Origin of the sequence: Paenibacillus ihbetae (assembly GCF_002741055.1) — a bacterium.
In the GTDB taxonomy this organism is placed as follows: domain Bacteria; phylum Bacillota; class Bacilli; order Paenibacillales; family Paenibacillaceae; genus Paenibacillus_AQ; species Paenibacillus_AQ ihbetae.
In genome coordinates this window covers 2,569,483-2,588,807 of the sequence record NZ_CP016809.1, presented here as the reverse complement: position 1 = coordinate 2,588,807, position 19,325 = coordinate 2,569,483, and the positions used below count along the sequence as shown (strand labels likewise).

General features: G+C 52.9%; 16 protein-coding genes, 1 tRNA gene, 1 pseudogene and 2 riboswitches. Of the genes and pseudogenes, 11 read left to right on the top strand and 7 right to left on the bottom strand.

What is annotated here, in order from left to right; translation table 11 throughout:
* The first annotated feature begins 133 nt into the window (after positions 1-133).
* Together BBD41_RS11620 and BBD41_RS11615 are read left to right on the top strand one after the other, a co-directional pair.
* Positions 134-766: an NAD(P)-dependent oxidoreductase gene (locus tag BBD41_RS11620; protein WP_077569976.1), complete on the top strand. Its 633-nt coding sequence runs from the start codon at positions 134-136 to the stop codon at positions 764-766.
* A gap of 215 nt (positions 767-981) precedes the next feature.
* The gene (locus BBD41_RS11615; protein WP_099477684.1) at positions 982-2,724 is read left to right on the top strand and encodes an NAD(P)H-hydrate dehydratase; all 1,743 of its coding nucleotides are present in this window, start codon (positions 982-984) and stop codon (positions 2,722-2,724) included.
* Between the two features lie 475 nt (positions 2,725-3,199).
* Here the strand turns inward: BBD41_RS11615 and BBD41_RS11605 are convergent, their stop codons facing one another.
* Together BBD41_RS11605 and BBD41_RS11600 are read right to left on the bottom strand one after the other, a co-directional pair.
* Positions 3,200-3,658, bottom strand: coding sequence for a hypothetical protein (locus BBD41_RS11605; RefSeq protein ID WP_077569974.1), 459 nt, complete (start codon positions 3,656-3,658; stop codon positions 3,200-3,202).
* A gap of 73 nt (positions 3,659-3,731) precedes the next feature.
* Positions 3,732-4,640 carry an SDR family oxidoreductase gene (locus BBD41_RS11600; RefSeq protein ID WP_077569973.1) on the bottom strand — a complete coding sequence of 303 codons (909 nt, stop codon included), beginning with the start codon at positions 4,638-4,640 and terminating at the stop codon, positions 3,732-3,734.
* A gap of 191 nt (positions 4,641-4,831) precedes the next feature.
* Between BBD41_RS11600 and BBD41_RS11595 the strand changes: the two are divergent.
* From BBD41_RS11595 to BBD41_RS11580, 4 genes and pseudogenes are all read left to right on the top strand, one after another.
* Positions 4,832-5,647, top strand: a pseudogene (locus BBD41_RS11595) (VanW family protein); the annotation flags it as partial.
* A gap of 380 nt (positions 5,648-6,027) precedes the next feature.
* Positions 6,028-6,573 (top strand): NADPH-dependent FMN reductase, encoded by a 546-nt coding sequence (gene ssuE, locus BBD41_RS11590; RefSeq protein ID WP_099480573.1) that lies wholly within the window; start codon positions 6,028-6,030, stop codon positions 6,571-6,573.
* An 81-nt stretch (positions 6,574-6,654) separates the two neighbouring features.
* The gene (locus BBD41_RS11585) at positions 6,655-7,245 is read left to right on the top strand and encodes a P-loop nucleotide/nucleoside kinase family protein (protein ID WP_099477681.1); all 591 of its coding nucleotides are present in this window, start codon (positions 6,655-6,657) and stop codon (positions 7,243-7,245) included.
* A gap of 196 nt (positions 7,246-7,441) precedes the next feature.
* Positions 7,442-8,200: an AAA family ATPase gene (locus BBD41_RS11580; protein WP_189636172.1), complete on the top strand. Its 759-nt coding sequence runs from the start codon at positions 7,442-7,444 to the stop codon at positions 8,198-8,200.
* Between the two features lie 103 nt (positions 8,201-8,303).
* On the opposite strand, the gene BBD41_RS11575 is transcribed toward BBD41_RS11580, so the two are convergent.
* The 3 genes from BBD41_RS11575 to BBD41_RS11565 all read right to left on the bottom strand — a co-directional run bounded on the left by BBD41_RS11575 (position 8,304) and on the right by BBD41_RS11565 (position 9,909).
* Positions 8,304-9,107, bottom strand: coding sequence for a DUF817 domain-containing protein (locus BBD41_RS11575; RefSeq protein WP_077570698.1), 804 nt, complete (start codon positions 9,105-9,107; stop codon positions 8,304-8,306).
* 90 nt (positions 9,108-9,197) lie between these two features.
* Entirely contained in the window at positions 9,198-9,416 is a 219-nt protein-coding gene (locus tag BBD41_RS11570; protein ID WP_077569970.1) for a helix-turn-helix domain-containing protein, read from the bottom strand.
* Positions 9,417-9,426: 10 nt separating this feature from the next.
* Positions 9,427-9,909: a DUF2975 domain-containing protein gene (locus tag BBD41_RS11565; protein WP_099477680.1), complete on the bottom strand. Its 483-nt coding sequence runs from the start codon at positions 9,907-9,909 to the stop codon at positions 9,427-9,429.
* Between the two features lie 280 nt (positions 9,910-10,189).
* Between BBD41_RS11565 and BBD41_RS29995 the strand changes: the two genes are divergently transcribed.
* A complete protein-coding gene (locus BBD41_RS29995; protein ID WP_167392971.1) occupies positions 10,190-10,339 on the top strand; it encodes a hypothetical protein in 150 nt (49 codons plus the stop codon).
* A 146-nt stretch (positions 10,340-10,485) separates the two neighbouring features.
* Complete coding sequence (locus BBD41_RS11560) at positions 10,486-11,427, top strand: GNAT family N-acetyltransferase (protein WP_099477679.1); 942 nt, start codon at positions 10,486-10,488, stop codon at positions 11,425-11,427.
* Between the two features lie 288 nt (positions 11,428-11,715).
* On the opposite strand, the gene BBD41_RS11555 is transcribed toward BBD41_RS11560, so the two are convergent.
* Complete coding sequence (locus tag BBD41_RS11555; RefSeq protein WP_007130468.1) at positions 11,716-12,747, bottom strand: ribonucleotide-diphosphate reductase subunit beta; 1,032 nt, start codon at positions 12,745-12,747, stop codon at positions 11,716-11,718.
* Positions 12,748-13,852: 1,105 nt separating this feature from the next.
* Entirely contained in the window at positions 13,853-16,186 is a 2,334-nt protein-coding gene (locus BBD41_RS11550) for a ribonucleoside-diphosphate reductase subunit alpha (RefSeq protein ID WP_099477678.1), read from the bottom strand.
* A gap of 195 nt (positions 16,187-16,381) precedes the next feature.
* A riboswitch (cobalamin riboswitch) is annotated at positions 16,382-16,615 on the bottom strand.
* A 356-nt stretch (positions 16,616-16,971) separates the two neighbouring features.
* Between BBD41_RS11550 and BBD41_RS11545 the strand changes: the two genes are divergently transcribed.
* The 3 genes from BBD41_RS11545 to BBD41_RS30270 all read left to right on the top strand — a co-directional run bounded on the left by BBD41_RS11545 (position 16,972) and on the right by BBD41_RS30270 (position 18,308).
* Positions 16,972-17,277 carry an MTH1187 family thiamine-binding protein gene (locus BBD41_RS11545; RefSeq protein ID WP_099477677.1) on the top strand — a complete coding sequence of 102 codons (306 nt, stop codon included), beginning with the start codon at positions 16,972-16,974 and terminating at the stop codon, positions 17,275-17,277.
* A 98-nt stretch (positions 17,278-17,375) separates the two neighbouring features.
* Positions 17,376-17,447: transfer RNA gene (locus tag BBD41_RS11540), tRNA-Thr, on the top strand.
* Positions 17,448-18,131: 684 nt separating this feature from the next.
* Positions 18,132-18,308: a hypothetical protein gene (locus BBD41_RS30270; protein ID WP_237087061.1), complete on the top strand. Its 177-nt coding sequence runs from the start codon at positions 18,132-18,134 to the stop codon at positions 18,306-18,308.
* A 690-nt stretch (positions 18,309-18,998) separates the two neighbouring features.
* Positions 18,999-19,097, top strand: a riboswitch (cyclic di-GMP riboswitch).
* The last annotated feature ends 228 nt before the right edge of the window (positions 19,098-19,325 follow it).

Below are 19,325 nucleotides of genomic sequence, written 5' to 3'. Positions count from 1 at the left end.
TGGGGATAAGTAAATAGAAGGCGCATTTTGCGTCTTACGGCTGCCTGGCTCATGAAGCTTGGCGGCGAATGGAATGTTCCGCATTCGATCGAATGAAATGTACTATAATTGTGAATTGAAGGAGCGATGAATAATGAACATAGCATTGATAGGAGCAAGCGGCACGATCGGGCGGCGAATTGCAGAGGAGGCTTTGCGCCGCGGCCATGAGGTGACGGCGATTATGCGCAACCCGGAAGGGCTTGACACCGAGCATGAGCGGCTGAAAAAGCATAAGGCGGATGTCATGGACCCTGCCTCGCTGGAAGAGGCGATCCGGGGGCATGACGCGGTGATTTCCGCCTTCGGCCCGTCATTCGGACAGGAGGAAGAACTGGTCGCTGCGGCCCGCACGATTGTGGAAGGAACAAGACGCGGCGGCGTATCCCGTCTGCTCATCGTCGGCGGTGCAGGCAGCTTGATCACGGACAGCGGGGTTCCGCTTATGGAGACGCCCGAATTTCCTGAAGAGATCCGGACGCTCGCCCGCGCCCATGCGGATGCTTACGATCTGTACGCGCAGAGCGATCTTGAATGGACATATGTCAGCCCGGCGGCGATCATAGAGCCGGGGAAACGCACGGGCCAGTTCCGGATCGGAATGGACCGGCTGGTGACGGACGAGAGCGGAGCAAGCCGCATATCCGCAGAGGATTATGCGGTAGCTTTGATCGACGAGCTGGAGGATCCGCAGTTTATCCGGGCCCGTTTCACGGTTGCGTACTAGTACTGGGCGCACCTGAAGCTTTCTGCAGCAGAAGTTTTGTTGAACAAGCTTCAATAAAAGCAGCATCGAAGATGTGGGGTCATTGATTCTTTGGAGACAGGCTTCAACCGTTGATGTGTTGTTCCAGGGGACAAGCGGTTCAATGAGCGATAAATGAGTGATAAGGTGCAACAACCGGAGCACAAGGATATATCGAAGCGAAGGGGAGAGCTTAGATGTATGTTGTATCATCGGAGCAAATGAGGGAGCTCGACCGCCATACGATCGAGAAGATCGGCATTCCGGCGGTGGCGCTGATGGAGAATGCGGGCAGGGTGATTGCGGAGGAAGTGCTGAAGCTGTGCTTTCAGAAGAAAGCCGGAAGCGGTTGGATGGCGGAAGCCTCGCATGGCCCGGCGGCCAGTGATGCAGCGCTGCAATATGGCGCTGCGGATGGGGCCGTGCGGCGGGGCGTCTGTCCGCCCGCCGGCGCATTCGAAGCGGGCGCAGCGCCGCTTCGGGGCTTGGGCCCTGCCTGCCCGCCGCCTGTGGCAGGGGATGAGCTTCTGCCGGCCGAAGCGGCGGGGCAGGAGCACTGGCTCATTCTGGCGGGCAAGGGCAACAACGGCGGCGACGGCGCAGCCGCCGCCCGCTATTTGCGTGACGCCGGCATGCGCGTCACGCTGCTCTACGCCGCCGAGCCGTCGACGCTTGCCGGCGAGGCGGCGCTGCAGCGGGATGCTGCGGCTTCGCTCGGCATCCCGGCCCTGGTCCACGGCAGAGATGCCGTGGACTTCCGCGCGTTCACCGGGATCGTGGACGCGCTGCTGGGCACGGGATCGGCGGGTGCCCCACGCGGGGCTTACGCCGATTTGATCCGGGCCGCCAATGCGAGCGGCCTGCCGATCGTGGCCGCGGATATCCCGAGCGGCCTGGACGCCGACACCGGCGCGCTGCACGAGCCGTGCATCTCGGCAGAGGTCACGGTGTGCCTCGCCTTTCTGAAGCGGGGACTGGCCCAGTATCCCGGCGCCGGGGCCGCAGGCCGTGTGGTCGTGCGCTCCATCGGCATTCCCGCTTCCCTCTGCCGGGAGCTTGGCATCGGCACCTACCTGCTGACGCCGCATGTTCTGCGGACGGTGCTTGATGCCGATGTTGCCCGTCCCCGCTCTCCGGAAGGGCATAAGGGCATCTACGGGCATGTGCTTACCGTAGGTGGGAGCCGCACAATGAGCGGTGCAGGCCTGCTCGCTACCCGGGCTGCCCTGCGCGCCGGCTGCGGCCTCGTGACCTGGGCCCTGCCTGCAAGCCTGGTGCTGCCGCTGAGCGGTGCGGCTCCGGAGGTCATGCTTGCCCCCGCTACTGACGAGGAAAGCGGAGGCTATTGGGACGAAGCCTCCGCCGAGCGGGTGCTGGAGCTGGCCAAGACGCGGGACGTGCTTGCAGTAGGTCCCGGGCTTGGCCGCTTCGAGGGTGACTCCGGATGGCTTCGGCGGCTGTGGGAAGGCTGGGACGGCCCGATGGTCGTGGACGCCGATGCCCTGAATATGCTGTCATCGGCAGATGGCGTCGATGCCTGGAAGGTTCGCCCGGCGGCAACGGTGCTCACGCCGCATCCCGGGGAGATGTCCAGGCTGCTCGGCATCTCTACGGCCGAGGTGCAGCGGGACCGGATCAGTGCCGCTACCGCATATGCGGTCCGGCACGGCGTTACGCTCGTCCTCAAGGGCGCGCGAACCATTGTCGCCTCGCCGGACGGCAGCGCCTACATTAACACAACCGGCACCTCCGGCATGGCGACCGGCGGCACCGGGGACGTGCTGACCGGCATCATCGCCGGCTTGCTGGCGCAAGGATATTCCGGTCCCGGTGCGGCAGCGCTCGGCGTGTGGCTGCACGGGCGGGCCGGGGAAGAGGCGGCCAGGCGCCGAGGGCACCCGGCTTCCGTTCTTGCCGGCGACGTCATCGATGCCCTCTAAAAGCTTGACTGACTAGCGGCCATACAGGCGGAACATGCATACTGTTGGACGTACGCCTGGTCTAGCAGCACCTGGCTTTTAGGTGGCGGGCATCCAACTGGTGTAACGTGCATACTGTTGGGCGTACGCTCTGTCTAGTAGCACCGGACTTTTTTGGAGGCAGGTATGCTGTTGGCGGTACGTGTATACTGTTGGACGTACGCCTTGTTAAGAGGCACCGGACTTTTAGGTGGCAGGCATGCTACTGGTGGTACATGCATACAGGTGGATGTACTCCCAGTCCAGCGGCACCGGGCGTTTGGTAGCAGGCATGCTGCTGGCGGAACATGCATACTGGTTGAGCACGCCCGGTTCAGCGGCAGCGTTTTTTCGGTTGCGGATAGTCTTACTGGCGTTACATGTTTACATGCAACAGATTTACGTTCACCCTGCCTAACCGCATGTACCGGAACGTACGCTTCTGACGGCACGGGCGCTAGATTGCCCAGCACAGGAGCGGTACGGCAATCGCAAAGATCGGCGTGATCAAAGAATCGGCAGGGAAGGCATACTTCCCCCATAGAAACAGCAGCAGCGTCACAGCTCCCAAGGAAGCCCGGATCCACAGCTGGTCCGGGCTTCCGCCATTGAACAAGGCGAAGAAGCCAAATCCGACCGCCGCATACAGCCCAATTTGCAGGCTTTTGGCGAGCTTGGGCAGAAAGGACAGCAGCGCATCGGCAACCAGCGAAGCAATCAGCGCATAGCCGTAGACCCACTCCTTCTGCTCCATGGAAAGACCGAGCAGCTCGGCCGGCTTCTCCATCCCGGAGGGCCACACCCGGCCGATTACCGTGAGCAGCAGCAGTACAACGCCGGCGCTGGCCAGCTTGTTTAATGCGTAGAATCCAACGTCCAACCGTCCACTGGACCATTTGGCATTTCCATTGTTCATTACCGACACATCCTCTGTATATGATGACAAAGTTTTGAAGCTATGGAGCTTCTCAAGGTCAGCGGTCCCGGCTTTAGCTGGTCACCATCTGACCTCCGTTTACATGGATTGCTTGACCGGTCACAAACGATGAATCGATGGAGGAGGCCAGATATACGTAGGCCGGAGCAAGCTCATAGGGCTGTGCCGCCCGCTTCATGGGTGAATCGGTGCCGAATACGGCGACTTCCTCGGCCGGGAAGCTGGAGGGAATGAGCGGTGTCCAGACCGAGCCGGGCGCAACGGTGTTGACACGTATGCCTTGATCAACCAGCGAGAGGGCCAGTGACCGGGTAAGCGAGACGATAGCCCCTTTAGTGGAGGAATAATCGATCAGCTCCTTGAAGCCCTCGTAGGCGGTTATGGATGCCGTATTAATGATGGAGGCGCCGGCTTTCAGATGCGGCAGAGCGGCCTGGATCATGAAGAAGAACGGGAAAATATTGGTCTGGTAGGTCTGGTACAACTGCTCCTCCGTAATGTCCAAAATGCTGCGCTGCACGTATTGGACGGCATGATTGTTGACGAGCACGTCCAGCCTGCCGAACTCGGCAAGGGTTTGCCGGACGACGGCCTCGCAATTTTTTTTGTAGCGCAAGTCGATTTTTATCAGGATGCATCGCTGCCCGAGCTGTTCGATTCGGGCTTTGGTGACTTCCGCATCCGATGTCTCATATAAGTAGGGGATGACCAGATCGGCGCCTTCCTTGGCAAAAGCAATCGCTGCCGCCTTGCCGATTCCGCTGTCTCCGCCGGTCACGATGGCGACTTTACCCTCCAGCTTGCCGCTGCCGCGATATGCCGGGTCTTCCGTTATGGGGATCGGCTTCATCAAGCTTTCAAGACCGGGCTGAACGGGCTGGTGCTGCGGCGGGAACGCAATGGGCTGTTCCTTGCATACCGTTTTGAAGCCGATATAAGGGATGGGCTGCTCAGCATTCATGACAATCCTCCTCGGGCATAGATGACATTGCATCCACGTTGATGTTTTATCTCTATGCATTCGCCCAGTTGGGGGTGCGGCTTCATTACAAGATATTCACAACATCCTGCAAATCGTGTGTTAAACTGTTTCCAAATGGATGGAAAGTGTTGGGATTAACGGGAATGAAGCGCAAGGGAGGATAGAATGTCTTGAAACCGGTAAAACGCTCTAAACTGAGGCTTTGGGCGGGGAGGCAGTATTTTACCTGGCGGCGCTATTGGGGATGGCTGAAGCAAGGCGAAAAAGGCATGGCACGGATACGGTCTTCCAAGCCGCTTCACTATCCCGTCTTCGAGCATCGGACGCCGCTGATGCGAAGGCTGAAGGATGTCGATATGTGGTACCAGCATAATAAAGTGATCAATCTGCGCCTTGCGGTTCGCCGTCTGGACGGTCTTCTCCTCCGTCCGGGTGAGACCTTGTCCTATTGGAGAACGATCGGCCGACCTACCCGGCGCAAGGGTTATGTGGATGGCATGGTGCTCTTCTATGGCGGCTTTAGAGCAGGCGTCGGAGGAGGGCTGTGCCAGCTCTCGAATTTGATATGCTGGATGACGCTGCATACCCCGCTTCAGGTGACAGAGCGTCACCGTCACAGCTACGACGTGTTCCCGGATTCGGGGCGCACCCAGCCGTTTGGCAGCGGAGCGACCTGTGCTTACAATTATTTGGATCTTCAGATTTATAATCCGACGGAAGATACCTATCAGCTGTCGGTATATGTTTCGGACGAGGAGCTGATCGGGGAGTGGCGCTGTACGGCTCAGCCGCTCTACCGCTATCAGGTGTATGAGCGGGAGCACCGCATCACCCAGGAGGCGTGGGGCGGATATGCGCGGCATAACGTGATCGGCCGGAAGGTGTTCAGCCGGGATGGCGAGCTGCTTGACGACGAATGGATTACGGAAAATCATGCGCTCATGATGTATTCTCCGCTGCTTGCCCAGAACGCAGAGAACACAGAGAATACACAAGCAGCAAAAACACCAAAAACAGCAAAAACAGCAGAGAAAGAAACCACTTTTACCGGCTGACGAATCGTCCCTGTTCATGCACTGCCTGCAGAGCATTATATGTCCGTAGGCATCCATTGACAAACGCGCAGACACATTGATACGATGATAATAATTCTGACTAATTTGCTCTGATTTGACATTCCGTAACGTTCCGGGAGGGCTGACGGCCATTATGGATGAACGAAGACTTTACGGGTGCGTTTAGGTAGAGCCTTGGTATATGGAAATGGAGCATACATACTGTCCGATCGTTCCCTGAAGGGGGACAATAGCGAGGTCGTCCTGGAGGGGATGACGGAAACATGATGAAATTAACCGAGGTGAGAAAAATGGCGAAAGCTGTCATCATTAACGGGAGCCCGACAGCGGGCTCTCGCTTGAATGCGATTATGGAATATGCCGAGCAGGCGCTGACTGCTGCGAATTTCGAAGTGAGCCGGATTGATGTTGCTTCTCTTCCGCCGGAGGATCTGATCCATACCAAATTCGAGAGCGAGCATATCGTCAAAGCGAACGGCCTCGTCGCGGAGGCCGATGCCGTCATTGTGGCGAGTCCGGTGTATAAGGCCTCCTATACGGGGGTACTCAAGACGTTTCTGGATTTGATTCCGCAGAAGGGCCTGGCCGGGAAGATCGTGCTTCCGCTCTTTATCGGTGGTTCATTGGCACATTTGCTGGCGATTGATTATTCGCTGAAGCCCGTGCTCTCCTCAATCGGAGCCCGCCATATTCTCGGCGGCGTGTATGCCGTGGACGCCCAGGTGGCTCGCACGGAGGATGGCGGCTTTGATGTGGCGGAGGTGCTTCAAGAGCGTCTGGCCCAAGCGATAGAGGAGTTAATCGAGGAGACTCACTACCGGACAGAGCGCGGTTAACCGCTTGCCGCTGCTGGCCGCTTGATCGAGGGAACAAGGATATTTTGAACCTATATACATCAAACCGTGGAGGGATACCATTTGCAGAAGCTAGTGTTTTTTGTCGGAGTCGCAGGGACGGGGAAAACGACCGTTGCCAAGAGGCTTGCCGTGCGTATACCGGCTGCTTTTCTTGACCGCGATACGGTAGGCGGCCGTTTTGTTGAAAAATTCCTGGAGAGCAACGGACTGGATCCGAATGACCGGGACTCTTCCTTCTACAAGGAAAATCTGCGCGACCTCGAATATGATACAACGAAGGATATTTGCATCGAGAATTTGAATGCGGGGCAGAACGTATTCATGATTTCGCCATTCACCGCCGAGCTCAAGAACCGCGAGTGGATCGAGGAGGTCATTACGGCCGCCGGTCTGACGAAGAGCGATGTGGACGTGAAGGTGATCGTCGTGACGTTAAAGGATATGGATCTGCAGAAGGAGCGGATTATCGATCGCCAAACGGAGCGGGACCAGTGGAAGCTGGACCATTGGGATGACTTCAAGAAACGGGTGGATTTCGTACCGGAAGTGAATTGGGACATTCCGCAGACGTCGATCAAAGTGTTCGACAACAGCGGTGACCTTACCGATGACAAGGTGGACGAGCTGTACCAATTCATCGTGCAGGAATAGAGCGCTCCCCTTTTTGCAAAGCAAAGGATCGGCTTTTCGTTCATCACGAAGCTCATGCTGCGCGCATGGCAGGCTATCTTCATGAAGCCGCCATGCGCGCTTGTTGTATAGGGAGACGGAGTGCATGCCCTACGATCGTGTAACCCGTCGAAACGTTCATTTTATACTAACCTTAGGAGGCAAGGAGGGAAGGCCCTTGGAGAGCTCTGCCATGCTGGCTTATTTACGAAGCGTTGTGCTTATGAGAGAACGGATACCTTCATTTCGGGAATATCCTTTCAATCTGCCGGCCGTCGCCGCGATGGACGGCTTGACGTTCCATCCGAAGGTCACCTACATCGTTGGAGAGAACGGAATGGGCAAATCGACGCTGCTGGAGGCGATTGCTGCCGCACTCGGCTTCAATCCGGAAGGGGGAACCATGAACTTCTCGTTCGCCACCGAGGAGACCCATTCCAGGCTGTACGAATACATTCGAACGGTCCGGGGCGTCCGCAAACCGAGGGACGGCTTCTTCTTCCGCGCGGAGAGCTACTACAACGTTGCGTCCGAGGTCGACGCTCTCGAGCGGGAGATTCCCGGGCTGTATGATTCCTACGGGGGGAAATCCTTGCATGCGCAGTCGCACGGGGAATCCTTCTTTGCCACCTTTCTGCACCGGTTCCGCGGCAGCGGGCTGTACATTATGGACGAGCCGGAAGCGGCGCTTTCTCCGTTTCGCCAAATGGCGCTGCTTCGGAGAATTCATGATCTGGTTCAGGAGGATTCGCAGTTCATTATTTCGACGCACTCCCCGATTGTCATGGCTTATCCGGACTCGGTCATCTATAAGCTGACCCCTGAGGGCGTAGAGGAGTCCAGCCTGGAGGAGACGGACCATTATATGATCACGAAGGAATTCGTAAACAACCGGGGAGCAATGCTGCGGGAATTGTTTGCGGACGATGAGGAATAGCGTTATCGTATTCATGAAAAGCTGTAATTCCAGCAGAACGCTGCACGAAAAAAAGTCGAACCTTACCATGTAAGGATTCGACTTTTTATCATTAACAGGGTCGCTAACCGTTATGCCAGTGGCCAGCTTCTTTTCGGTTGGCCTGCTTCCCATTTCCCTTGACCAGCTTTAATGTTGCCACGATCAGAAAGCTGACAATCACTAGTAAGAGCCATGAGCTCACCTTTCCCAGATGAACGAGGCTCCATGCTTCGGCCTGGTTCGGATATTTCCATGCGCCAAAGAATGTTGCGATATTTTCGGCAATCCATATAAAAAATCCGATCAGTACAAAAGAAAGGGCAAGGGGCATCCGATAACGAGTCCCGTTTACCTCGTAGGTGACCCAGGACGGCCAAAAGACGAGAATGACGAGTCCGGATAACCACCATCGAACGTCGATCCAATAATGGTGTGTAAAGAAATTCAAATATATCGCGGCTGCCAGCGATACGACGAGCCAGAATGGAGGCCATTTCACCAGCTCAACCTTTAGCCGCCTCCATGCCTGGCAAAGATAACTTGCTACGCTTGCGTACATGAATCCGCTGTACAGAGGCACGCCAAAGATTTTAAAATACCCCTCCTCCGGATATGACCAGGAGCCCATGCGAACCTTGAAGATCTCAAGAGCGAGTCCGATCAGGTGGAACAACGTGATCACTTTGAGCTCATCCCGTGTCTCAAGCCCGGAACGCACCATCCACCACTGCATCAGCAGGCAGATGACGAGCAGCCAGTCATAACGCGGTAGGAAGGGAAGCGGCACGAATTTCGTGAAGGCTAATGAGGCAAAAATAACGACCGGAAACAAGCACGATAAGGCCTGCTCCCAACCAAAGCGAACGAGCTGCCGTAGTGCCCTCATGATTCGCGCCTCCATTTTTGAATGGTCCATGAGCAAGCTCCCCTTCTTGAATGGATTCATTGAACTAACTCCCTGATGTATGAATCCCGTTTAATCCTGGGCGTCCTCATCGCGGTATTCTAAAATGTCTCCGGGCTGACAGTCCAAAGCCTTGCAAATGGCCTCCAACGTTGAGAAGCGAATCGCCTTGGCCTTTCCATTCTTCAATATCGACAGATTGGCCATGGTGATTCCAACCCTCTCCGACAGCTCGGTTACGCTCATTTTCCGTTTGGCCAGCATCACATCAATGTTGATTATAATTGCCATTGTTTTCACCTCAGACCGTTAAATCATTTTCGGATTTGATATTGATCGCTTCTTGTAAAAGCCTTTGGAGAACCGCGGCAAAGACGGCGATCACGGCTGAAGCGAAAATAATGACCATCCCGAGCACGATGATCCCCGGTGCATCGTCTTTCTCCGCCATGAGATAGAAGAGCGGCATGCCGGCCGCATACAAAATGCAGATCGCAACGGCACAGTTTCTTATACTCTTTAAGGCCTGCACGGATAATTCGGAGAAGGCTTTATTCTGATCGATGTAGTTTAGCAGCTTAAATGCCTGATACAGGGCAAAGTAAAACGGAATCGCCGATGCATACAAATCGATGGAAACGAGATATTTTAGATAAGCATGATCCGGATACAATTCAGCCGCAAAACTCCCGATATTAGGCACCGCAAATATGCACAAAGCAAGAACCGGTAGTCCAATCAGAATAACCGCGATTCTTAAAAAGAGTGTTGTTCCTTGTTTCATAACCTACATGCACCTCGCTTATTTATTGTTCATCATAATAACATGATTTTTATCGTTTATCAATAAATTAATATTGATTTTTATTATATTATTGTTGTAATAAAATATTCCTGCTGACATAAAACCCACGGCCCCGAGAGCTTGGGTCAGGGTAGAATCGGGAGGGGAGCGGATGCGGCGGTGATTTGCCAACCATTCTGAAATGATGTATTCTATGGGAGATGAAGAACGTACGGCAGGTCAGAAAGACCATTAGTTAACGAAGAGGAGGAGTATTCGGATGAAGAAGAGATCGCTTGTTTCATTGTCCCCCGGCATCGGATACTCCACCGCTGTTTTCTTTGATTTTGGCCAATCACGGGAGAAGTGTGTCCATAATTGGAAACTGAACGCGACCCGTTATCCTGCGATCGGCCTCATGATCATGTAAGGATACAGTGGAATAAACGCCACAGGTCGCTTACCTGTGGTGCATGGATCGGCAGCGTACGCCACAGGTATAACCTGTGGTGTTTTTTTTGTTGTGCCGCATAGGAGATGCGGCCATATCATCCTATCGAAAAAGGAGAGGTTTGCATGCAGCTGCAAGGGGAACGTATTGTTGTGAAGCCGGTGGAGCTTTCGGATGCCGAGGCTTTGCTGAAGCTGGAGAAGGAGAACCGGGATTTTTTTCAGCGGTTTACGGGCAAGCGGGACGAGCATTTTTTCACCAAGGAGGGACAGCTCGAACGAATCCGGAAGGCGATGGACGATCGCGAAGCGGATCAAGGCTATTTGTATGTTATCGTATTGCGGAACATCGGGAAGATCATCGGTGAAGTCATGCTGACCGAGCCGGTCCGTGGAAATTTGCAAAGCTGCTGGATCGGCTATTTCCTGGATAAGTCATTCAATGGGCAGGGGTACATGACGGAAGCCGTCCGGCTGGTCGTCCGCCATGCCTTCGAGGAGCTGCGGTTCCACCGGATCGAGGCGGGGGTCATGCCGCATAATCTCGGTTCGATGAAAGTGCTGCTGAAGGCCGGGTTCCATAAGGAAGGCATTGCCCGAAAAAACGTCAACATCAACGGACGGTGGGAGGACCATCAAACGCTGGCGATCCTTAATGAAGCCGATGAGGAGAAGAGCTCCCGAATTGAACGTTACAATCCGCCCGTCATTGTGCCGCCGCTCGGTCCGTACACCCATGTCACCAAGGTTCCGCAGGGTGCCGAGCTGCTGGTTTTCTCCGGCCAAGTCGGAACCGATGCGGAAGGGAAGCTGCCGGATGACATGAAGCAGCAGGTGGAGCATACGCTTGCGAATATTCAGCGGTTGCTGGAAGCCGAGTCGCTTACGGCGGACCATATCGTCAAAATCAATATTTGGGCGGTGGAAGAGGTCGATTGGAGCCATTTCCATGAGGTGTGGGCAAAGTTCCATGGCGGTCGGCCGCCGGCGATGACGATGGCTTATGTGCCGGCGCTTGCGATGCCGACGCTGAAGGTCGAGATCGAGGTATGGGCGGCTGCCGGATAAGAAGGCGGGGGAGGGAATCGCGTCAGGCAATTCTTTGCATCCATGGTAATTCATCCGTGTAATCCATTCGCGAAATCTTTCATGTAATCCGTCCAAATAAATTCATCATATTCATCCGCCCAAGTAAAATCATCATGTCATCTATCATGTTCATTCAATGAAATTCATCGTCCACCCTGTCATTCATCCGTGTAAAAAAACCTCCGTCCATCCCTTTGCAGGGATGGCGGAGGTTTTGTTTATGAGCGATAGGATTCTTGGCAATCCGGGCTCACCGGCGGGTGCAGCTTACAGATCGTCAAACCCGTTGTCGTCGCCGACTTTTCCATAGTTGCGGGACTTCGCTTCGAAGAAGTCGGTCTTCGTCGCGTTCAGCGCTTCGTCCGAGAACGGCTTGATCCATGGCATGCAGTTCACGTCCACGCCTTCGTACGCCTTCTCCAGCCCCATCATGGTGATGCGGCGGTTGGCGATGTATTTGATGTAATCGGACAATTCGTTCAGATCGATGCCGCGCACATTGCTCAGCGTGTAATGCGCCCAGTTCGTCTCCAGCTCGACCGCGCGATCGATCGTGCGGTACACGTAGTCGATGTTCTCCTTCGTGTTCAGCTCAGGAAAGTCCTTCAGCAGCTGTTTGAACACTTCGGCGAAGAAGTAGCAGTGCTGGTTCTCGTCACGCTGAATATAGGAGATCATTTGGCTCGTTGCCATCATCTTCTGGTCACGGGCCAGGTTGTAGAAGAAGGCGAACGTGCTGTAGAAGAAAATGCCCTCGAGAATGAGGTCGGCGACCATCGCTTCAAAGAAGGATTGCGGCGACGGATTGTCCCGGAAGCTCTGGTAAATGTTCGAAATGAACTGATTGCGCTCCAGCAGAACCGGGTCATGCTTCCAATATTCGAAGATTTCCTTTTGCTCCTGCTCCGTAACGATCGACGAGAGCACATAGGAGTAGGATTGGTTATGAACGACTTCCTGCTGCCCGATAATGGCTGAGATGGCCTCAAGCGAGGAGTCGGTGAAGTAGCGCTTCACGTCGCCGACAAACATCGTCTGCATGGAGTCCAGGACGGCCAGCAGGGAGATGTTGATCTTGAACGTGCGCTGCTCCTCCGGATCAAGGTGCGGGAATTGCTGCGCATCCTTGGACATCGGGATTTCGTCCGCGATCCAGTGGTTCAGGAGCAGTACCTTGTACAGCTTATACATATGAGGCATCCGAATGTCGTTCCAGTTGAGGATCCCCGAGCATTCGCCTTCAATGATCCGTGTGGAGCGGTTAGGTGCTTCGGTATTGAATATTTTTTGCATTTGCATAACCATTCTCTCCTTACATTAATAGTAGGACGGGTATCAGCAGGACGGGTATCAGCAGGACGGGTATCAGCAGGACGGGTATCCACTCTCCGGCCGCTGTTGTCCGCCCTTTGCCTGAATGTATTGGAAGGGTGCAAAGGGCTCCCAAAGGCGGACGTAAACTCCTCCGATTGGATACCCTTACCCTTGTAGTCTTTTTTTGTAGCTTACTCAACGGATGTTCGCTTCGCTCCCAAATATATGCACACCGTCACTCAACGTGTTTGCGCCGCATGAGCAGCGAATCCCAAAGGGAGAGCGATCCTTGCAGGAAGTTGCGCCAAACATGCACGCAGCCGCTCATTATGTTCGCGCCGCATGAGCAGCGAATCCCAAAGGGAGAGCGATCCTTGCAGGAAGTTGCGCCAAACATGCACGCAGCCGCTCATTATGTTCGCGCCGCATGAGCAGCGAATCCCAAAGGGAGAGCGATCCTTGCAGGAAGTTGCGCCAAACATGCACGCAGCCGCTCATTATGTTCGCGCCGCATGAGCAGCGAATCCCGAAGGGAGAGCGATCCTTGCAGGAAGCTGCGCCAAACATGCACGCAGCCGCTCATTATGTTCGCGCCGCATGAGCAGCGAATCCCAAAGGGAGAGCGATCCTTGCAGGAAGTTGCACCAAACACGGAAGCAGCCCGCTCATTGTGTTTGCGCCGCATGAGCAGCGAATCCCAAAGGGAGAGCGATCCTTGCAGGAAGTTGCACCAAACATGCACGCAGCCGCTCATTATGTTCGCGCCGCATGAGCAGCGAATCCCGAAGGGAGAGCGATCCTTGCAGGAAGTTGCACTAAACACACACGCAGCCGCTCATTGTGTTCGCGCCGCATGAGCAGCGAATCCCAAAGGGAGAGCGATCCCCGCAGAAAGTCGCACCATCAAAGCACGCATGAAATCATTCGTCCCTGCGCCAACATTCCAGCGTTCCCGCAGGGAGAAAGCGCTCCTAGCACCAAAGTACCTGAAAGAAGCGCCTTACCCGATCATTCCACAACCTTGCGGGTGTCCAGAGGGCAGAGCCCTTGGGGCCCTCCCTTGGAAGGGAGGGTTTGGGTGGGTTCGAAATTAACTTGCACAGCTCTCGCATTCTTCGATCGTCAGCGCACGGCTGCGCACATAGTACGTCGTCTTGATGCCGGCTTTCCAGGCATGCAGGTGCAGGTCCAGGAACTCCGATGCACGAATGTCAGGACGAACATACAGGTTGAAGCTTTGTGCTTGGTCCACATGGCGCTGACGGGCAGCCGCCATTTTGATGGACCAATGCTGGTCGATCAGGAAGGCTGTTTTGTAATACCAGATGGTTTTCTCAGACAGATCCGGAGCCGGGTTGGCCACTTTATACGTCGTCTTCTCTTCATAAGACAGCAGCTCATACAGTGGGTCGATGCTTGCCGTAGAACCGGCAATGATCGACGTGGAGCCGTTCGGCGCGATCGCGAACATCCAGGCGTTGCGGACGCCGTGCTCTTGAACTTCCTTTTGCAGCTCGCGCCACTGCTCGGTCGTTACGAATTTGCCTTCATGCTCGCCGTCCGTGTAACCGCGGAACGTGAAGTATTCGCCGCTTTCCCAGGCAGAGCCTTTGAATTTCGGATAGTGGCCTTTTTCCTTGGCCAGCTCCATGCTGGATTTCACGAGCAGGTAATTGATGTGTTCGTACAGATTATCATTGTATTCAACCGCTTCGTCGGATTCCCAGCGGATGCCTTCGAGGGCCAGCAGATGATGCAGACCGAAGGTGCCGAGTCCGACAGCGCGGTACTGGCTGTTCGTATATTGAGCTTGCAGCACTTCGATATTGTTGATGTCGATCACGTTGTCCAGCATGCGAACCTGGATCGGTACGAGCCGCTCCAACACGCCGGCAGGCACCGCACGGGCCAAGTGAATGGAGTTCAGGTTGCAGACAACGAAATCGCCAGGGATTTTCGAAATCACAATCCGGGTTTGGCCGTCTTTGGTGACGAGCTCTTCTTGCTCAACCACGGTTGGCGACTGGTTCTGCATGATTTCCGTGCACAGGTTCGAAGAGTAGATCATGCCATGGGCGGAGTTTGGGTTCGCACGGTTTACCGTATCGCGGTAGAACATGTACGGAGTTCCGGTCTCCAGCTGGGATTTCATGATCCGCTTCATAATATCGATTGCTTGCACGGTAATGCGCGGCAGGTTCGGATTCGCCAAGGCCTCCGCATATTTCTCGCGGAACGCGCCTTGACCCGGCGTTTGATCGTAGAAGTCCTCAAGACCGAGCGGGCGGCCGTTCTCATCTTTCCAGCCCATGATCTTCTTCACTTCATGCGGGCAGAACAGGCTCCATTCTTCACGGGCTTCAACAGCCTCCATGAACAGGTCAGGCAGACATACGCCGTGGAACACGTCATGCGCTCTCATGCGCTCATCGCCATTGTTCAGCTTCAGGTCAAGGAAGGACAAAATGTCCTTGTGGAACACGTCCAGATAGACCGCAATGGCGCCTTTGCGTGTGCCGAGCTGGTCAACGCTCACCGCCGTGTTGTTCAGCTGGCGGATCCAAGGGATGACGCCGGAGCTGGTGTTCTTGTGGCCGCGGATATCGGAGCCGCGTGCGCGAACCTTGCCGAGGTAGACGCCGATGCCGCCGCCCATTTTGCTAAGACGGGCTACGTCGGTGTTGGAATCGAAGATGCCTTCCAGGGAATCGTCAACGGTGTCGATAAAGCAGCTGGAGAGCTGGCCTGCGACCTTCTTGCCGGCGTTGGACATCGTTGGCGTTGCAGCCGTCATGTACAGATTACTCATTGCCCAGTATGCTTCCTTAACAAGCTCGAGGCGTTTGTCTTCCGGCTCCTGGTGCATAAGGAACATGGCAATGACCATGTAGCGCTCCTGCGGGAGCTCCATCACGCGTCCGTCGAAATCCGTTGCAAGGTAACGCTCGGCCAGCGTCAAGAGACCGATGTAATCGAACAGCAGGTCGCGGCTTGGATCAATGCACTCGCCGAGCTCCTCGATTTGCTCTTTCGTATAGCAGGTCAGAAGGTCTTCACGATAGATGCCCTTCTGGACAAGCTCCGTAATGAGCGGATAGAAAGCGCCGTAAGGCTCTTCCGGATAGGCTTTGTAGCGGCGGTTGTGGGCCGCTTTTTTATATAAAGATGTCAGGAATGAACGAGCCGCCGCAAATTTCCAATCAGGCTCTTCCTTGGATACGAGCTCAAGCGCGGACATCGTGAAGGCATTGCTGATTTCCTCGCCGGTAACTTGCTCACCGCGGAGTTTGGCATTCACGCCTCGAAGCAGACGCTCCTTGTCTAGCATGTCCAATCCCTTTAGGATCCGGTCGGCATAAACGGAGAGGCGGATTTCATCGAAGGCAAGCTGACGGTTATTTGGTTTAACTACGAGCTGGGGCATACAAAAATCCTCGCTTTCTTTGGGGGAAATTGAAAAAAGAACATGAAAAAAACATTTTCTAAAACCTAAGGGCAGGCTTGAAAATGTCCGTGCGCTGTGGATGGTTTGAATAAAGCTGACATAAGCCCATATTCGGGCATGATGTTATGTACAGACGCAGTTTCACGAACACACATCCCTATAACCCCGTAGGTCGGTGTCTGAAGTATACAGGCAGGTCTCCTGACTTAGGCCGTACATATTCGGCGTCTTCCCAAAGTTCGCTTTCGGGGAACTTCAGTGACGTATTGCCAAACTGCCGGCAGCTGTATATGCATAACAGCCCCGAGGCCTTTACAGTGGCGGGTCCGTGATGGATTTTCACCATGCTTCCCTATTAAGCCGGACTGCCTGATAGGCTAGCGCGGCACCTGTACACACTATATTTGGTTGTCGTTAATCTAATGTAACCCAATATCTTGTATCTGTAAACCAATTTCTTAAAAATAAACGCAAGGAGAATTATAGCAAACGGACAGGTAATATGCTAGTTGGCCAACAGTCAAAACCGCTCAAGATTCCATGGATTGTGACCAAATGCGACGGTTTTTGCGCGGATTCCGCATCGGTTGCGTTTTGACAACGGATCGTATGACTCATATAAAAATTTGATCTTGGACATACAAGATATTGTGTGTTGATGAGTTTTACGAAATTTTGAAAAGACGCCCCGGAATTGATATGATATCTATATCGGATTCAACCACGTTGTGGATGAATGGAATGCTTCGAGGGAGGTTATTGTGATGGCAATTGCAGAAGTAACGGTCATTCCGATCGGAACGGCAACGACCAGCTTAAGCTCATATGTCGCGGAAATGCAGCGTATATTGAAGCAACAGGAGGGAATATCGTACGAATTGACTTCGATGAGCACGATTATTGAAGGGGAGCTTCCTATGATTTGGCGTGCAATCGAGGCGTTGCACGAGGCGCCGTTCTTGGCGGGCGCCAAGCGGGTATCCACCTCGGTCAAAATTGACGACCGGCGCGACCGGGCATCCTCAAGCAAGCAGAAGATTCAATCGGTGCAGGAGAAATTAGGCGGGTAATGCAACTCTCCTATAGGGTGTTTTTTCCATTAATGAGGGACTTGCATTTTCCCGTCGAAGGAATATAATATATTTTGTTGTTTCAAAATAACAAACTTGCTGGTGTAGCTCAGGGGTAGAGCAACGCACTCGTAATGCGTAGGTCGGGGGTTCAATTCCCTTCACCAGCATCCTTAGAAAGTCAATAACGGCGCGGTTTTCCGAGTTTATCGGAAACGCGCCGTTTTTGTTAAATAACCTGCACGTCTAACATTCTTCTAACCTTTAGTCGAGTAAAGTGGGTTTTTCGTCCTCGATTTGGTTCCCTAAGATCGAGTCACCAATTGTATTTAGAATAGCTTCTTTGCACTCGATTTAATTTCTTTTAAAAGGAAAGCAAGAAAGGGCCAGCTAGTGGCCCTTTCTTGCAAGATTGATCGTTCAGTTAATCTAGCGGCGTGTTTTATACGACTTCATTATTTTACGACGATAATAATAACTACCTTCTTTTTTTTCCGGGACATAGTAATCACCTCCCGTTTTCTAGATACTTCAACATATTCAAAGATAGTAGAGTTGGTTTGGATTTCTATCGAAAATAGTAGAATGGCATGCTTTTGGAACCAACTTTATTGTTCAAAAATAATAGAAGGTTCATGAATGCTGTTGGGGTATCACTAACAAACGAGGTAATAGTAGATGACAAAGCAAAGCCCCCCACATCCTTGGTCGGGGCGGGGGTCTGAAGATAATTAATTCCACTCACCATTATGGCGGTGGCATGGAGACAAGCAGAGCTCTTTCCAAAGGCAAATGAAGCAGAGATCCAGCGGACAAAATTCCTGCTCAGCTAATATAAAGAAATGACACTGCTTATGCAGGATTTTGAAAAGTTTGAGGAAGAGTTGAAGCAGACGACAATTGACGGAGAAGTCGCCCGCCGGATCGATCAGGAGGATCTGCATGCGGACAAGAGAGCCAATGCTACGATACCGATTCAAAAGCAGCGCTGGGTGTATCAACGGTATCGGTTCTACACCGCAGCAACTTGAAAGGGCCATAGTTTGATACAGGATGACGAGTCAAGGAAGGCTGTCGATTACAGATACATGCAGGGATACTCTTATAAGGAGACGTTGTTGATCTTTCGACATGGTTTGTCCGATAGCACGATCCGCAGGAAGATACTTGAGGGAACCGAGAGTATGGCCAATACATTAAAGCTAATGGGATTCTTTGAGCAGGACCATGAGGAGTTTTGAGAAGATAAGTTATTAGTCCAGTTCATTTTTAAATGTCTGCATAGTATGAATTATCTTCTTCGAAAGGAGGAGTTCGTTCTTATGAATAAACATCATCATAAGGTTAAAGTTATTGTCCTCAAACCTGGACAAAAAGTCATTGTAAAATGCAAAAAACACAAGAAGCATCGTGCATAAAAAGCTAAGAGCAAAAAATTAAAGTTTTTGAGAATACCCAAAAGAGCGGCAAACTAAGATGCTGATTGGGCCTTAGTTTGCCGCTATCTCTATTAAATATTTGTTTTCATTTAATGATAATTAATTCGATTTTAAATAACCCCTTCCTATTATCAATAATGATATGTATGCTAGTCATATTCTTCCTAAAAACGACAAATAAAAAGAAATAACTACAAAAAATGAGACTAAAGAACCTAACTTGTGATACTGATATATTATATGTTTTAGTAAATGTTAAAAATTTCAACTACATATAAGCTCGTACGATAGTGGCAAACTCATTGAAAAATGGGGACGCAAAGCTAGAGGGGCTAACGGATTTGCAGACAATGCAAATGCTACTGCCAGCCAGCTGCCGAATACGACGGACAACTCCGTCTGTTAGCGTTTGCTATAAGACGGTTTTTTCTTTTTAGTTATTATGAATTTTAATAAGCGGTAGTCGAGGCAACAAGCCTTGTCTATAGATGAGATAAATAAGCGAGGAGGATAGAATGAGCATAATTGTCGATAAAAACGACACTACAACAATCGTCCTATGAATACAGGGCAATTTGTTTTTTGTGACCTAAATTTCATGAAAGAATA

What these genes read in the sequence shown, in the direction of transcription:
- BBD41_RS11620 (WP_077569976.1), top strand. Translation starts at nt 134, where the DNA reads ATGAACATAGCATTGATAGGAGCAAGCGGCACGATCGGGCGGCGAATT.
- BBD41_RS11615 (WP_099477684.1), top strand. Translation starts at nt 982, where the DNA reads ATGTATGTTGTATCATCGGAGCAAATGAGGGAGCTCGACCGCCATACG.
- BBD41_RS11605 (WP_077569974.1), bottom strand. Translation starts at nt 3,658, where the DNA reads ATGAACAATGGAAATGCCAAATGGTCCAGTGGACGGTTGGACGTTGGA.
- BBD41_RS11600 (WP_077569973.1), bottom strand. Translation starts at nt 4,640, where the DNA reads ATGAATGCTGAGCAGCCCATCCCTTATATCGGCTTCAAAACGGTATGC.
- ssuE (WP_099480573.1), top strand. Translation starts at nt 6,028, where the DNA reads ATGGCGAAAGCTGTCATCATTAACGGGAGCCCGACAGCGGGCTCTCGC.
- BBD41_RS11575 (WP_077570698.1), bottom strand. Translation starts at nt 9,107, where the DNA reads ATGAGGGCACTACGGCAGCTCGTTCGCTTTGGTTGGGAGCAGGCCTTA.
- BBD41_RS11570 (WP_077569970.1), bottom strand. Translation starts at nt 9,416, where the DNA reads ATGGCAATTATAATCAACATTGATGTGATGCTGGCCAAACGGAAAATG.
- BBD41_RS11565 (WP_099477680.1), bottom strand. Translation starts at nt 9,909, where the DNA reads ATGAAACAAGGAACAACACTCTTTTTAAGAATCGCGGTTATTCTGATT.
- BBD41_RS29995 (WP_167392971.1), top strand. Translation starts at nt 10,190, where the DNA reads ATGAAGAAGAGATCGCTTGTTTCATTGTCCCCCGGCATCGGATACTCC.
- BBD41_RS11560 (WP_099477679.1), top strand. Translation starts at nt 10,486, where the DNA reads ATGCAGCTGCAAGGGGAACGTATTGTTGTGAAGCCGGTGGAGCTTTCG.
- BBD41_RS11555 (WP_007130468.1), bottom strand. Translation starts at nt 12,747, where the DNA reads ATGCAAATGCAAAAAATATTCAATACCGAAGCACCTAACCGCTCCACA.
- BBD41_RS11550 (WP_099477678.1), bottom strand. Translation starts at nt 16,186, where the DNA reads ATGCCCCAGCTCGTAGTTAAACCAAATAACCGTCAGCTTGCCTTCGAT.
- BBD41_RS11545 (WP_099477677.1), top strand. Translation starts at nt 16,972, where the DNA reads ATGGCAATTGCAGAAGTAACGGTCATTCCGATCGGAACGGCAACGACC.
- BBD41_RS30270 (WP_237087061.1), top strand. Translation starts at nt 18,132, where the DNA reads ATGCAGGATTTTGAAAAGTTTGAGGAAGAGTTGAAGCAGACGACAATT.